At 63.0% G+C, this 14,741-nt stretch carries 14 protein-coding genes and 1 tRNA gene; 6 read left to right on the top strand and 9 right to left on the bottom strand.

Features of this window, described 5'->3' with window-relative positions:
* Positions 1-58: 58 nt before the first annotated feature.
* Positions 59-448 carry a nuclear transport factor 2 family protein gene (locus F3J45_RS06350; RefSeq protein ID WP_167059032.1) on the bottom strand — a complete coding sequence of 130 codons (390 nt, stop codon included), beginning with the start codon at positions 446-448 and terminating at the stop codon, positions 59-61.
* A 193-nt stretch (positions 449-641) separates the two neighbouring features.
* Between F3J45_RS06350 and F3J45_RS06345 the strand changes: the two genes are divergently transcribed.
* The 5 genes from F3J45_RS06345 to F3J45_RS06325 all read left to right on the top strand — a co-directional run bounded on the left by F3J45_RS06345 (position 642) and on the right by F3J45_RS06325 (position 7,165).
* The gene (locus F3J45_RS06345; RefSeq protein WP_167059028.1) at positions 642-1,631 is read left to right on the top strand and encodes a Fic family protein; all 990 of its coding nucleotides are present in this window, start codon (positions 642-644) and stop codon (positions 1,629-1,631) included.
* Between the two features lie 93 nt (positions 1,632-1,724).
* The gene (locus F3J45_RS06340; protein WP_167059025.1) at positions 1,725-2,228 is read left to right on the top strand and encodes a sigma-70 family RNA polymerase sigma factor; all 504 of its coding nucleotides are present in this window, start codon (positions 1,725-1,727) and stop codon (positions 2,226-2,228) included.
* Entirely contained in the window at positions 2,225-3,169 is a 945-nt protein-coding gene (locus tag F3J45_RS06335) for a FecR domain-containing protein (RefSeq protein ID WP_167059021.1), read from the top strand. Before F3J45_RS06340 ends, F3J45_RS06335 begins: the two co-directional genes overlap by 4 nt.
* Before the next feature lie 264 nt (positions 3,170-3,433).
* Positions 3,434-5,860 (top strand): TonB-dependent siderophore receptor, encoded by a 2,427-nt coding sequence (locus tag F3J45_RS06330; protein WP_167059016.1) that lies wholly within the window; start codon positions 3,434-3,436, stop codon positions 5,858-5,860.
* A gap of 285 nt (positions 5,861-6,145) precedes the next feature.
* A complete protein-coding gene (locus tag F3J45_RS06325) occupies positions 6,146-7,165 on the top strand; it encodes a transporter (protein ID WP_167059013.1) in 1,020 nt (339 codons plus the stop codon).
* A 142-nt stretch (positions 7,166-7,307) separates the two neighbouring features.
* Here F3J45_RS06325 and ychF read toward each other — a convergent pair whose 3' ends face one another.
* From ychF to F3J45_RS06285, 8 genes are all read right to left on the bottom strand, one after another.
* A complete protein-coding gene (gene ychF / locus F3J45_RS06320) occupies positions 7,308-8,408 on the bottom strand; it encodes a redox-regulated ATPase YchF (protein ID WP_167059009.1) in 1,101 nt (366 codons plus the stop codon).
* A 22-nt stretch (positions 8,409-8,430) separates the two neighbouring features.
* On the bottom strand, positions 8,431-9,015 hold the full coding sequence (gene pth, locus F3J45_RS06315; protein ID WP_009686183.1) for an aminoacyl-tRNA hydrolase: 585 nt from the start codon (positions 9,013-9,015) through the stop codon (positions 8,431-8,433).
* 80 nt (positions 9,016-9,095) lie between these two features.
* Complete coding sequence (locus F3J45_RS06310; RefSeq protein ID WP_167059006.1) at positions 9,096-9,695, bottom strand: 50S ribosomal protein L25/general stress protein Ctc; 600 nt, start codon at positions 9,693-9,695, stop codon at positions 9,096-9,098.
* Between the two features lie 121 nt (positions 9,696-9,816).
* Complete coding sequence (locus F3J45_RS06305; protein ID WP_003247410.1) at positions 9,817-10,758, bottom strand: ribose-phosphate pyrophosphokinase; 942 nt, start codon at positions 10,756-10,758, stop codon at positions 9,817-9,819.
* 48 nt (positions 10,759-10,806) lie between these two features.
* Positions 10,807-10,881 (bottom strand) — tRNA-Gln (locus F3J45_RS06300).
* 20 nt (positions 10,882-10,901) lie between these two features.
* Positions 10,902-11,762, bottom strand: a complete 861-nt coding sequence (gene ispE, locus F3J45_RS06295) for a 4-(cytidine 5'-diphospho)-2-C-methyl-D-erythritol kinase (protein ID WP_167059003.1) — start codon at positions 11,760-11,762, stop codon at positions 10,902-10,904.
* A gap of 3 nt (positions 11,763-11,765) precedes the next feature.
* A complete protein-coding gene (gene lolB, locus F3J45_RS06290) occupies positions 11,766-12,383 on the bottom strand; it encodes a lipoprotein insertase outer membrane protein LolB (protein ID WP_167059000.1) in 618 nt (205 codons plus the stop codon).
* Between the two features lie 4 nt (positions 12,384-12,387).
* Positions 12,388-14,109, bottom strand: a complete 1,722-nt coding sequence (locus tag F3J45_RS06285) for a tetratricopeptide repeat protein (protein ID WP_167058997.1) — start codon at positions 14,107-14,109, stop codon at positions 12,388-12,390.
* Between the two features lie 268 nt (positions 14,110-14,377).
* Between F3J45_RS06285 and F3J45_RS06280 the strand changes: the two genes are divergently transcribed.
* A complete protein-coding gene (locus F3J45_RS06280) occupies positions 14,378-14,719 on the top strand; it encodes a hypothetical protein (protein WP_167058995.1) in 342 nt (113 codons plus the stop codon).
* The last annotated feature ends 22 nt before the right edge of the window (positions 14,720-14,741 follow it).

The following is a 14,741-nucleotide window of genomic DNA, read 5'->3' as shown; positions in this document are numbered from 1 at the left end:
GGTGCGCGGGCCTTCTTGTGGGTGCGATGGCAGTGCGGCAAGGCCGCTTGAATTCGAATCAGGCTGCAGTCACGACCGACAGGTGCTCGTGGCACGCCAGCCAGCGCTCGCCGTGGCGGCGGAACACGATGGTTTCGCGCTCGGCCAGCTGGTGTGTTTCACCGGCAATTCGGATATGGGTGGCCACGTCATGCATGAAGATCGCCAGCTCGCCCTGCAGGCTCACCTGCACGTTGCTCGATTCACAACCGAGCACGGCAAAGCCATCGGCCTGCCATTGTGCCCAGAGGTCTTCATAGGCACGGCGCGACAGCAGCGGTTGTGCGAGGGTGTGGAAGAGGAAGGTGGCGTCTTCGCTGAAACAGGCGAAGTAGCGGGCGGTGTCGTTGCTGGCAAAGGCGGCTACGAGGTCGGCAGCGGCCTGCCGTACCTGGAGTGTCTGGTCCACGGGAGTGGCCTCACGGTTATTGTGATTGTGGTGAAGCGATTCTGGTGGTGGTTGGCGAGGGGAAAAATCGCTGGGGGAAAATAATTAGTTCAGGAATTTGTAAACCAAGCGCCGGGCTTGCTTTACCCAGGTTCGCGCAGTGGCTAAGGTGGCCTCAAACGTCGGCGTCCACCCTGATTCAGAGAGCACAGCAATGAGTAAATACGAGCCGCCATTGACGGTGACGCCACGCATGCTCGCACTGGTCGCCGAGATCAGTGAGTACGTGGGGCAGTTGACGGCTTACCGGGATGATGCCCTCACGCCTCAGCTACGTCGAGGTAACCGTATTCGCACCATCCAGGCGTCGCTGGCCATTGAGAACAACACGCTGAGCGTCGAGCAGGTGACAGCCTTGCTGGAGGGCAAACGAGTATTGGGCCTGCCGCGCGAAATACAGGAGGTGCGCAATGCGTTTACCACCTATGACGCGATGCCTTCGTGGCAGCCGCAGCGCCAGGCAGATCTACTGGCTGCCCACGCGCTGCTGATGCACGGCTTGATGGACGACGCCGGGCATTTCCGCAAGTGTGGGGTAGGCATCTATCGAGGTTCCCGCTTGCTCCACATGGCCCCACCGGCCAATCGTGTGCATACCTTGGTGCAAGACTTGCTCCGCTGGCTAGCACACAGCGAATGGCACCCGTTGATCGTCAGTTGCGTGTTCCACTATGAATTCGAGTTCATACACCCATTTGCCGATGGCAATGGGCGCATGGGGCGGCTATGGCAGACGCTCTTGCTCAGCCAATGGCGAAGCGTGCTCGCTTACTTGCCGGTGGAAACGGTCATCCGAGAGCAACAGGAGGGGTACTATGCAGCACTTGCGGCTGCCGATCAGGCGGCAGAGGCAACCCCTTTCGTCGAGTTCATGTTGAACGCTTTGCTCCAAGCGCTCGTTGAAGCCAGTTCGACCGATCAAGTAACCGATCAAGTAACCGATCAAGTAGCACGTTTGTTAAACGTCTTGCCACCAGGCAGGGCGTTGAAAGCAACCGAATTGATGCAGTGCCTGGGGCTCTCGCACAGGCCCACTTTCAGCAAGAGCTACCTCAAGCCAGCGCTGGCGGCGGGTCTTATCGAAATGACTGATCCTGCGTCACCACGTAGTCCAGCCCAGCATTATCGGCGGGTTGTGAAATGAACGTGAGGGGCGTGGCTATTGAAATGCGTGTGGCCGTAAATAATACTGCTTCGCATTAACGCCCCCCTCGCGTAACCCGCTCCGAGGTGTCTCATGCCGTCCTCTCCCCACAACGCCCAGGTTGGCGAGCTTTACCGTGGCCACCATTCCTGGCTGCGCGGCTGGCTGTTCAAGCGCCTGGAGTGCCAACACCAAGCGGCGGACCTGGCGCAGGATACGTTCCTGCGCCTGCTGGGGCGCGATACCTTGCAGGGCGTGCGCGAGCCGCGGGCGTTTCTGGCAACGGTGGCCCGGGGCCTGGTGGTCGATCATTTTCGTCGCCAGAGCCTGGAGCGTGCCTGGCTCGACAGCCTGGCGGCGTTGCCTGAGGCCGAATCGCCATCGGCGGAGTCGCGCGCCCTGGTGCTGGAAACCCTGATGGAGATCGACCGCATGCTCGATGGCCTGCGGCCAAAGGTGCGGGCGGCGTTTCTGCTGTCACAGCTCGACGGGCTGACTTATCCACAGATCGCCGAGCAACTCGACATTTCGCTCAGCTCGGTGCAGCAGTACATGACCCAGGCGTTCGGCCATTGTTACCGGGTGCTCTACGCATGAGCCAGGCCGACCTTGGCGCCGATGTGGTGGCGCAGGCCATCGACTGGCGGGTGCGCCTGGCGTCGGGCCTTGCACCGCTCGATGAGCACGATGCCTGTGTGCGCTGGCGTGCCGAGCACCCCAGCCATGAACAGGCCTGGCAGCGCCTGGCGGTGTTCGACGGGCGTCTGGATGGGATGCCATTGCCGCAGGTGAGCCGGACCTTGCGCCAGCGAGATCGCCGTACCGTGCTCAAGGGCCTGGCCGTGCTGCTTGGCGGTACGGCGCTGATCGGCGGCGCTAACCTGGGCTTGCGCGATTCGCCATGGCTGGCTGAACAGCGCACCGCCACCGGGCAGCGACGGCGCCTGCCCTTGCCTGACGGTGGCTGGCTGCAGATGAACAGCGGCACTGCCCTGGACGTGGTATTCGACGGCCAGCAGCGGCGCATTCGCCTGCTGGCCGGCGAAATCATGGTGCAAACCGGCAAGCACGCCGCCGAGCGGCCATTTTGGGTCGAGACGCCCATGGGCAGCCTGCAGGCGTTGGGCACCGGTTTCTCGGTGCGGCTGGCCGACGACAGTGCATTGCTGGCGGTGGAGCAGGGTGCCGTAGCGGTACACCCGGGGGCACTGGCCCACGCGGCGGCAGTGATTCAGGCGGGCGAGCAGGTGCGATTCGACCGCCAGCGGCTGTTCGCCGTGCAGGCGCTGGACCGAGATGCCTTGGCCTGGCGTGAAGGCTTTCTGGTGGTGCGCCAATGGCGCCTGGCGCAGCTGTGCGCTGAGCTTGGGCGCTATCGCAGTGGCGTTCTGCGTTGTGACCCGGCAGTAGCGGACCTGCTGATTTCCGGGGTGTTTCCGCTGGATGAACCTGAACGTGCGCTGGCAGCGTTAGGGCGCAGCCTGCCGGTGCGGGCGCGTTACTTGACGCGGTGGTGGGTGAGCCTGGAGCCTGCCTGACCCCTGCCGCGTATGTAGGAGCGGGCTTGCCCCGCGAACACCGGCGTAGCCGGTGCCATGCACCGCAGTGCCTGCTTCGCGGGTCAAGCCCGCTCCTACGGGGAATTGCGGCGCGCCTACAAAATCACTTTTAAATCAGATAGTTACACTTTGCTCCATGAATGAGCAAAGCGATCAGGCCCACAAAGGCAAATTTTTTTTGCAGTTTTTCCACCGTGGTTCGGCCTCCTTGCAATCACCACTCATCACCTCAAGGAATCCCCCATGGCGTCGCTCCTGCGCCCCCGCACCACGGTGCTCGCCCATGCCCTGCGCATGGCCCTGTTCGGCACCAGCCTGCCCCTGGCCAGCGTGGCAATGGCCGCCCCCAGCCACCACTTCGAAGTCCCGGCCGGTAGCCTGGAAGCCGCGCTCAACGCCTATGCGCGCCAGGCTGGGGTGCTGCTGAGTTTCGACCCTGCACTGACCCGCGGCCTGAACAGCCGTGGCCTGTCCGGTGATTATCCGCTGGATATCGGTTTCGCAACGCTGCTGGGCAATACCGGCCTGGGTGCAGAAGCCAGCAGTGACGGCAGCTGGCGCCTGGTACGCACGGGCCCTGAGGGCGTGGTGACCCTGCAGGCGCAAACCATCTCCGCACTGGGCGACGAAAACCCGCTGGGCCCGGTGGGCAGCTACGTGGCCAAGCGCAGCGTCACCGCCAGCAAAACCGACACGCCAATCCACGAAACCCCGCAATCGATTTCGGTGGTGACCCGCGAGCGCATGGAGGCCCAAGGGGCGCAGTCAGTCAACGAAGCCCTGCGCTATACCCCTGGCGTGTCGTCCTACGGCGCCAACAACCGTTCTGACTGGTACACCGTGGTTCGCGGCTTTTCGCCCACCACCTACCTCGACGGCCTGCAACTGCCCAGCACGGTGAACCTGGCCAGCTGGATGGTCGACCCGTACATGCTTGAGCGTGTCGAAGTGCTGCGCGGGCCGGCGGGTGTGTTGTACGGCCAGGGCGACCCCGGTGGGGTAATCAACCAGGTGTCCAAGCGCCCGAGCACGGTCAGCAGCCACGAGATCCAGGTGCAGTACGGCACCGATGCCCGTCGCCAGTTGGGCATCGACAGCACCGGGGCGCTGGACGAGGAGGGCGTATGGAGTTACCGCGTCACCGCCATCGGCCACGAAGCCAACATTCGCGACACGCCCTGGGAGGACAAGCGCCAGGCACTCTCGGCTGCACTTACCTGGCAACCGAGCGACGAAACCCGGCTGACCGTGCTGGGCAGCTACCTGGCCGACGACTCCAACGCCCAGGACAACTTCCTGCCCGCAGTCGGTACGCTGTCGCACTCGGCCTACGGCAAGATCGGCCGAGATACCTTCACTGGCGACAAGCACTTCTCCAAGTACGAGAAGACCCAGTTCAGCCTCGGCTACGAGTTCGAGACGCGCCTGAATGACGTTTGGCAACTGCGCCAGAACCTGCGCTATGCCCACCTCGACCTGAACGACAACATGGTCTTCGGCGTAGGCACCACGGCCTACTACCAGATGCCCGATGGCGATGACCGCACCCTGCTGCGCTACGCTGGCATCGAGAACCCCAAGTACAGCCGCTGGACCCTGGACAACCAGGCCCAGGCCGACTTCAGCACCGGCGATGTTCGCCACACGTTGCTGATCGGTGTGGACTGGCAGCGCCAGCAGACCTCCGACCCCCAGGCCTACATCCTGACCACGCCGGTGGACCTGTATGGCGGCGCCGACTACGGCCCGGTCGATGCCAGCCAGTTCACCCCCGACACCTGGAGCTACAGCCACCAGAGCAGCCGCCAGACCGGCCTGTACCTGCAAGACCAGCTGCACTTCGACGAGCACTGGGTGCTGACCTTGGGTGGCCGTTATGACTGGGCCCGGTCCCGGACCCATGACTGGAGCCTGGCCTCCGAAAGCCGCGCCCGCACCCGCGATGAGGCGTTCAGTGGCCGGGTCGGCCTGGTGTACCTGGCTGACAACGGCCTGGCTCCCTACCTGAGCTACAGCGAAGGTTTCACGCCAAACGCCGGCACTGATTTCCACGGCAAGCCGTTCGAGCCGACCGAAGCCAAGCAGTACGAAGCCGGTATCAAGTACCAGCCGCCGGGCTCGAACAGTTCGGTGACCGCTGCGGTGTTCGAGATCACCCAGAACGACGTGCTCACTGCCGACCCGGACCCGGCCCACCCCAACAGCGATGTGCAGACCGGCCAGGTGCGTGCGCGTGGCATCGAGCTGGAAGGGGTGGCCAGCCTGTCCAATGAGCTGAACCTGATCGCCACCTACACCTACCAGGATGTGAAGGTGACCAAGGCCAACGACGAGAGCGACGGCAAGACGCCGATCAGTATCCCGACGCCGCGCAACCTCGCCTCGCTGTGGGCCGACTACACCTTGCACGACGGGCTGCTCAAGGGCCTGGGCTTCGGTGCCGGTGTGCGCTACACCGGGCGTAACCCCGGGGCACCGGATAACTCGCTGAACGTGCCGTCGTACACCTTGCTGGATGCGACCGTGCATTATGAAACCGGGCCTTGGCGGTTTGCGGTCAATGCCAGCAACCTGACCGACAAGGAGTACGTGGCCGGCTGCTACGACGCCACCCGTTGTATCTACGGTAACGGGCGCACGGTATTGGGGACTGCAACCTACCGCTGGTAGATGCCTCGGTTACATCGGCCTGCCCACCCACCTGGTAGGAGCGAGCGTAGCTCGCGATGGGGCGCGCAGCGGCCCTAGGGTTTCAGCTTCGCGGCTCATCACGGCGTGCTGCTTTGCGGCCCATCGCGAGCTGCGCTCGCTCCTACAGGGACCTGCGTTCAATCAGGGACCTGCGTTCATTCATGGGGCTGCGGTCAATCAGGGGCCAACAAATTCTGTCATCGAACTGCAACCTCAATCGCGCAATCTGCAAATCTCCGCCCCGCTGCCGCATTGCGAGTTCCAATGGGCCATCACGCGCTTCACCCCCAACAGGAACACGACCTGTTCGGCCTGCTCTATGGTTTTTCCTTCGTGCCGGGCCAACCTGGCCGCGAGCTCGACTCGGCCCAGGTGCTGCGCAAGCTCAGCGAACCGCAGGCCCCGGACGAATTCCTCTGGTTGCACCTGAACCTGGCCCACGCCGCCTGCGAGCGCTGGCTGCGCGCGCACCTGCCGCTGCCGGAGGCCTTCTTCGAAACCCTGCGCGAGGGCTCCCGCTCAACGCGCATCGAGCATGCTGACTCGACCCTGCTGGCCGTGGTCAACGATGTGGTGTTCAACTTCGGCATGGTGTCATCGGACGTGTCCACCTTGTGGGCCTGTGCCAGCAACCGCCTGCTCGTCAGCGCGCGGCTGCAGCCACTGCACTCTGTGGATAAACTGCGCTCGTCGGTGAAGCACGGCGAACGCTTCCATTCGCCCATCGAACTGCTGGTGCACCTGTTGCGCGACCAGGGCGACCTGCTGACCCAGATCGTGCGCGAAACCACCACCAGCGTCGACCGCATCGAGGACCAGCTGCTGTCCCAGCGCCTGAGCGACAACCGCGCCGAGCTGAGCAGCATGCGCCGGGTACTGGTGCGCCTGCAGCGCCTGTTGGCGCTGGAGCCGGGGGCGCTGTTGCGGTTGCTCAACCGCCCTCCGGAGTGGCTACAGGACCAGGACATGCGCCAGCTGCGTGCGGCCACCGAAGAGTTCACCCTGGTGATCAGCGACCTCACCGCCCTGGGCGAGCGGATCAAGCTGTTGCAGGAAGAGATCGCCGCCAAGCTCAACGAACAGACCAACCGTACCCTGTTCACCCTGACGGTGGTGACGGTACTGGCGCTGCCGATCAACATCATCGCGGGCTTTTTCGGCATGAACGTCGGTGGCGTGCCGCTGGCGGACGACCCGAACGGTTTCTGGCTGCTGGTGGCGCTGGTGGCGACCTTCACCTTCCTGGCTGGGCGCTGGGCGTTCAGCAAGCGGCGCGAGTATTGATCGCCCGGTTTTCTTCGCGATCGTGGGCGCGGACTTGCCTCGCGAGGGAGCCAGCACGGGCCACGGAACACGGGAAAGAAACCATGAAAAAACCCCTTGAAGCCATAGGCCTCAAGGGGTTTTCAGTACCGCAATTCAGCGATTACACGTTGAAGCGGAAGTGCATCACATCACCGTCCTTGACGATGTAGTCCTTGCCTTCCAGGCGCCATTTACCGGCTTCCTTGGCACCGCCTTCACCCTTGAACTGAATGAAGTCGTCATAGGCCACCACTTCGGCGCGGATGAAGCCTTTTTCGAAGTCGGTGTGGATCACGCCGGCAGCTTGTGGGGCAGTAGCACCCACGCGCACGGTCCAGGCGCGAACTTCCTGCACGCCAGCAGTGAAGTAGGTTTGCAGGTTCAGCAGCTCGTAACCGGCGCGAATCACGCGGTTCAGGCCAGGCTCTTCCAGGCCCAGGGCCTCCAGGAACATGTCCTTCTCTTCACCGTCTTCGAGCTCGGCGATTTCGGCTTCGATCTTGTTGCACACCGGCACCACCACCGCGCCTTCTTCCTCGGCAATGGCCTTGACCACGTCCAGGTGCGGGTTGTTGTCGAAGCCGTCTTCGGCCACGTTGGCGATGTACATCACCGGCTTGCTGGTCAGCAGGTGGAAGCCACGGATGACGGCCTTCTCGTCGTCGGCCATGTTCTTCATCAGGCTGCGTGCTGGCTTGCCTTCGGTGAAGTGCGGAATCAGTTTTTCCAGGATCGCCTTCTGCGCCAGGGCGTCCTTGTCGCCGCCCTTGGCGTTGCGCGCTACCTTCTGCAGTTGCTTCTCGCAGCTGTCGAGGTCGGCGAAGATCAGTTCCAGGTCGATGATCTCGATGTCACGCTTGGGGTCGACGCTGTTGGAAACGTGAATCACGTTTTCGTCTTCGAAGCAGCGCACCACATGGGCAATGGCGTCAGTCTCGCGGATGTTGGCGAGGAACTTATTGCCCAGGCCTTCGCCTTTCGACGCGCCGGCCACCAGGCCTGCGATGTCGACGAATTCCATGGTGGTTGGCAGGATGCGGTTAGGCTTGACGATTTCCGCCAGCGCCGCCAGGCGCGCGTCGGGCATCGGCACGATGCCGCTGTTCGGCTCGATGGTGCAGAAAGGGAAGTTCTCCGCCGCGATGCCAGACTTGGTCAGGGCGTTGAACAGGGTGGACTTGCCGACGTTGGGCAGGCCGACGATGCCGCAATTGAAACCCATGGGTATTCCCCTCTCTAGGAAATCAGGCCTTCTGGCTGTGCAGCTCGCGCATGGCCTTGGCGAAATCGCCGGCCAGCACGTCCGGCAGCACGCCGAGGGCAAAATCGATGCTGGCGTCGAGCTTCTCCTGCTCGGCGCGCGGCGCGCGACCCAGGACGAAGTTGGAAACCAGTTTGGCGTCGCCCGGGTGGCCGATGCCAAGCCGCAGGCGGTGGAAGTCGTTCTGGTTGCCGAGCTGCGCGATGATGTCGCGCAGGCCGTTGTGCCCCCCATGGCCGCCGCCGCGCTTGAGCTTGGCAACGCCCGGAGGCAGGTCGAGTTCGTCGTGCGCCACCAGGATCGCTTCCGGCTTGATGCGGAAGAAATTGGCCAACGCCGCCACGGCCTGGCCGCTGCGGTTCATGTAGGTGGTGGGGATCAACAAACGAACGTCGTTGCCCTGATGGCTGAACTTAGCCGTCAGGCCGAAATATTTTTTGTCAGCGGTCAGCGAAACGCGCTGGGCGCTGGCAATGCGTTCAACGAAAAGAGCCCCTGCGTTATGCCGGGTCTGTTCGTATTCGGGGCCGGGGTTACCCAGGCCGACGATCAACTGGATGGCGGTCACGTCAGGGGCTCTTCCTTGGAGTTGGGGGTTACAGGGCGCGGGGCGCACTGTAACCCGATCAACACCGGCGCGCGAGTGGATTACTCGGCAGCGCCTTCGTCAGCAGCTTCAGCGGCAACGCGTGGCGCGTGGACGTTGGCAACAGCTTTGTCATCACCGTGGGCCAGAGCAACGAACTCTACGCCTTTCGGAGCTTTCAGGTCCGACAGGTGGATGATGGTGCCGATTTCGGCGTTGGCCAGGTCAACTTCGATGAACTCTGGCAGGTCTTTGGCTTCGCAGGAAACTTCGATCTGCGATTCAACGTGCGAGATCTCGCCGCCTTTCTTGACCGGTGCTTCTTCGTTGATGAAGTGCACTGGAACAACAGCGGTCAGCTTCTGGCCAGCAACGACGCGAACGAAGTCGGCGTGCATGATGAAGCCTTTGGCTGGGTGACGCTGCATGGCCTTGACCACGACGTTTTGCTTGGCGCCGTCGACGTTCAGCTCGATAACGTGGCTGAAGGCAGCTTCGTTTTCGAACAGTTTGGCGATTTCCTTGGCCACGATGGTCAGGGATTGGGCTTCTTTATCGCCACCGTATACAACGGCTGGGATGTTGGCGGAGTGACGCAGGCGGCGGCTCGCACCTTTCCCCAGGTCAGTACGCGCTTGGGCGTTCAGGATGAAATCAGTCATTTTGCTTCTCCAAAATAGCCTCCCGTAAGGCGTTTGCGACCAGCGCCAGACGGGGATGGCAAAAAAGCCCCGCCCCAACGAATGCTGGGGCGGGGCGCTTCACATCAACACGGGTTCCGCGTTAGCGGAACATCGCGCTGATCGATTCTTCGTTGCTGATGCGGCGTACCGCTTCAGCGACAACCGGTGCGATATCCAGCTGGCGGATACGGTCACAGGCTTGAGCAGCGGCGGACAGCGGAACGGTGTTGGTCACCACCAGCTCGTCCAGTACCGACTTCTCGATGTTCTCGATCGCACGGCCCGACAGGACAGGGTGCGTGCAGTAGGCGTAAACCTTGGCAGCGCCGTGTTCTTTCAGGGCCTTGGCCGCGTGGCACAGGGTGCCGGCGGTGTCGACCATGTCGTCTACCAGGATGCAGGTGCGCCCTTCGACGTCGCCGATGATGTGCATCACCTCGGAGTGGTTAGCCTTTTCACGGCGTTTGTCGATGATCCCGAGGTCGACGCCCAGGGACTTGGCGACGGCGCGTGCGCGCACAACGCCACCGATGTCCGGGGAGACGATCATCAGGTTCTCGAAACGCTGGTCTTCGATATCGTCGACCAGTACGGGCGAGCCGTAGATGTTGTCGACGGGGATATCGAAGAAGCCCTGGATCTGGTCAGCGTGCAGGTCGACGGTGAGTACACGGTCGATACCCACGACAGTGAGCATGTCAGCGACGACTTTGGCGCTGATGGCTACACGTGCCGAACGCGGACGGCGGTCCTGGCGGGCGTATCCGAAGTAGGGAATCACGGCGGTGATTCGGGATGCTGAGGAGCGGCGGAAGGCGTCGGCCATCACTACCAGTTCCATCAGGTTATCGTTGGTCGGGGCACAGGTCGGCTGAATAATGAAGACGTCTTTACCGCGAACGTTTTCATTGATCTCAGTGCTGATCTCACCGTCGGAGAATTTACCGACAGAGACGTCACCGAGTGGGATATGCAGCTGACGTACGACACGCCGAGCCAGATCGGGGTTAGCGTTCCCCGTAAAGACCATCATCTTGGACACGCGCAGTACCTGAAGGCTGAGGGTATACCTGGATGAGTATAAGGAAAATGGCAGGGGCGGCTGGATTCGAACCAACGCATGGCAGGATCAAAACCTGCTGCCTTACCGCTTGGCGACGCCCCTGTATCTGTTGCTGCGAACGCTTATGCGCTCGACTTCTTGACCAGACTTTGCAGCTTGCGATGCAACATCGAAACGTTGCTTCCTTTCGCCACAAACCCTGTTTGGGTCGCTGAAAGAAGGGCCAGAACTTTATCAGCTTCGGCTTTGCTTGGGAAGGCCCCAAACACACAACTTCCAGTGCCGGTTAGTCGAGCCTCTGTGAATTTTCCCAGTGAATTCAGCGCGTTGCGAACTTCCGGGTAATTCTGCTCTACCACCGGTTGGCAGTCATTTCGACTGTTTCCCTCGGGAACGGGGCGCATCTTAAGGGGGAGGGAATCACGTGTCAACAGTGGATGTGAAAAAATTTCTACTGTGCTGACAGACACTTGCGGCACCAGCACGACATACCAGGGTTCGGCCGGGTCGACCGGGGTCAGTTGCTCGCCCACGCCCTGGGCGAATGCTGCATGGCCGCGCACGAACACCGGCACGTCGGCACCCAGGCTCAGGCCCAGCGCCGCCAGGCGGTCTTCGTCCCAGTCCAGTTGCCACAGGTGGGCCAGCGCCAGCAGGGTAGTGGCGGCATCCGAACTGCCGCCGCCAATGCCGCCGCCCATGGGCAGCACCTTGCTCAGCCAGATATCGGCGCCCAGGGCCGTACCCGCCTGTTCCTGCAACTTGCGTGCGGCGCGCACGATCAGGTTGCTGTCATGGGGCACTGCTGCTATTTCGGTGTGCAGGCGGATCACGCCGTCTTCGCGCACGGCAAAGCTCAGTTCGTCACCGTAGTCGAGGAACTGGAAGACGGTTTCCAGCTCGTGATAGCCGTCGGGGCGCCGGCCAATGATGTGCAGCCAGAGGTTGAGCTTGGCCGGGGCGGGCAGGGTCAGCGTCGGCATGGCTCAGTGCCCCAGCTGGCGTGGCTGCCAGTCCTTGACCACCAGGGTCACGTCGAGGTCCTTGCCGTGCAGCTTCAGGCGCTCGGGCAGCCAGTAGCCGTTCTGCTTGGTGTAGCTCAGGTACTGCACCTGCCAGCCGTCCTGGTCCAGGCTGGCCAGGCGGCTGTCGCCGTCCAGGGTCAGCTGGCTCTTGCTGTCGGGGGCAGGCAGGCCGCGCACCCACCACACCAGGTGCGATACCGGCAGTTTCCAGCCCAGTTGCTCTTCCAGCAGGGCTTCGGGGCTGGTGGCCTCATAGCGGCCCTGGTTGGCCACCTCCAGCACCACGCCACCGGGGCGGCCGGTCAGGCGTGCGGCGCCGCGGCCGAGCGGGCCGGCCAGGCGGATGTCGTAGTAGTCCTGGCGCTGCAGCCAGAACAACGTGCCGCTGCCGGAGTCGCGTGGGGCACGGATACCGACCTTGCCGTTGATCTGCCAGCCGTCGAGGCTGCTCAGCTGCTCTTTATGGGCGCGCCACTGCTGCGGGTCGCCGTGGCCCTGCAGGGCCTCGCGGCTTCCGAAGCCGGCGCAGCCGGCCAGCAGGGCGATCAGGGTGAAGGTGATGCAATGGCGCAGGAACATGGCGTTAAAGGGTCTCGGATCCGGTCAGGCGCAGGAGGGTCTTGCGCAGGATTGGGCTGTCGGCCTGGGCTTCGAAGCCCTTGGCCCAGACCTGGCGGGCTTCGCGGCGCTTGCCGTTGGCCCACAGCACTTCACCCAGGTGGGCAGCGACTTCGTGGTCGGGGAAGCGGGCGAAGGCCTGGCGCAGGTAGGTTTCGGCCTGGTCGAGGTTGCCCAGGCGGTAATTGACCCAGCCCAGGCTGTCGAGCACTGCCGGGTCGTCCGGGGTCAGCTGGTGGGCCTTGTCGATCAGCGCCTTGGCTTCGTCATAGCGGGTGGTGCGGTCGGCCAGCGTGTAGCCGAGGGCATTGAGGGCCATGGCGTTTTCCGGCTCGCGGGCAATGATCGCCCGCAGGTCTTTTTCCATCAGCGGCAGGTCGTTGCGCTTTTCTGCCAGCATGGCCCGGGTGTACAGCAGGTTGAGGTCGTCCGGGTAGTGCGTCAGGGCCTGTTGCAGCACCTGGTCGGCCTGGGCGTCCTTGTTGTTGTTGCTGTAGCTTTCCGATTCGATCAGGTAAAGCTGCACGGCGTAGTCCGGCTGTGCTTCGCGGGCCTGGGCGAGCAGGCGCGAGGCCTCGCTGTCGCGGCCGTTGGCGATCAGGATATCGGCCTGGCGCAGCTGCGCCGGCAGGTAGTCCGGGCCGTTGCCGACCAGGGCGTACTCGCGCAGGGCGGTGGCCGGGTCGTGACGCTCTTCGGCGATGCGCCCCAGGTTCAGGCGTGCGGCGTCGACATTGCTGTCGCGCTCGATCAGTTCGCGCAGGTAGCTTTCGGCTTCGTCCCAGTCCTTGTTTTCCAGGCAAACCAGGGCCAGGGAATAACGCAGCTCGTCGTCGTCGGGATACTGCTGGACCAGGCTGATGAACTCGCCCTTGGCATCGGCGATGCGGTCCTGCTCTACCAAAGTGCGCGCGTAGGTCAGGCGCAGGCGCTTGTCATCGGGGTTGTCACGGATCGCCCCACGCAGCAGCGGCAGGGCCTCCGGGCCGCGGTCGAGGGCCTGGAGCAGGCGTGCGCGCAGCAGGATCGGGGCAATTTCGCCATTTTGCGCCGGGTGCGCCTCAAGCAGGTCGAGGGCTTCCTCGGCCTTGCCGTCCTGGTTCAGCAACAGGGCCTTGCCAAAAATCAGCTGGCTGTTGTCCGGGTACTTGACCAGCAGGCGGTCGAAGCTCTGCATCAAGCCGTCGCGGGTGCTCTGGTCGGTTTCGGCGGCCGACAGGGCGAGGAAGTCGAAATGGGTATCGCCCTGGCCCTGTAGCACCTTTTCCATGTAGCTCATGGAATCGTCATAGCGCCCGGCACGGGCCAGCTGGATGGCCGCGGCGCGCTGGGCGTCGAGGTTCTGCGGGTCGTTCTTGGCCCAGATCAACGCGCTGTCCAGGGCCGGTTCGTCGGCGCCGAGATATTCGGCGATGCGGTAGGCGCGCTCGGAAACCCCCGGGTCCTGGGTTTTTTCGGCCTGGTCGGCGTAGTTGGCCAAGGCGATGTCGAAGCGGTTGCGCTGCCCGGCAAGCTCGGCCACCAGCAGGCTATAAAGGGTGTCCTGGGTGAACGACCCATACACAACGGGCTTTTGCGCCTCGCCTTTGCCGGCCTCGGCAGCGGGCGGCTCGGCATTATGCGGGGCCAGGCTCTGGCAACCCTGGAGCAGGGCGAAGGCAAGCAGCAATGCGTAGGGTCTGTTCATAGAGTGGCTTAACAAAGACTAACCGGCGGTCGGGGCATGATGACACAAGCGCGGGGGCAAACCCACCTGCGAAGGTCGTGGTTGAGACGTTACGAAGCTAAGTATCGGACAGTGCAGTTGGCAAGCGGTTCGGCAGCTTTCGCCTATCAGCGGCCGCAAACAACTGTATGGAACATTTCCTCGGCCATTGGTCGAATCGGCTCATTTTTCCTGGGCTGTGTGCTCGCTATGGTCACTGGGCATTAAGCCATTTACCAAGGAGACAGTCGTGGCCAACATTTCGAAATCGCTTCAGGCACTGTTGGAAAACATCTATGCCGATGACCAGGTGTCCAAGCAGGAGTTCCTGCAACTGCAGGAGGAGTCGGACCGCCGTTGGGACAAGGTCGTCGATGAACTGGGTGCCGATAACACCCTGTTGTCGTTCCAGAAGGCGATGGATGTCGCCATGCACCTGCTGTACCTCAGTGTGGAGCACGTCAAGGCACAGGAACTCACCGACCTGGGTGAAGCCATCGTCAAGGACGCCGTTATTGCCCAGGTCGAAGCGATCAGGGCGGGTAGCGAACTGAGCCTCAAGGCGCTGAAGGTCGGCAAGAACACCCCGTAACAGGGCGGCGCAAGCACACCCC

The sequence above is a fragment of the Pantoea sp. Ap-967 genome (genome assembly GCF_011752565.1).
In the GTDB taxonomy this organism is placed as follows: Bacteria; Pseudomonadota; Gammaproteobacteria; order Pseudomonadales; family Pseudomonadaceae; genus Aquipseudomonas.
Note: the sequence above shows the minus strand (reverse complement) of the source record. Positions and strands in the feature narration are given on the sequence as shown.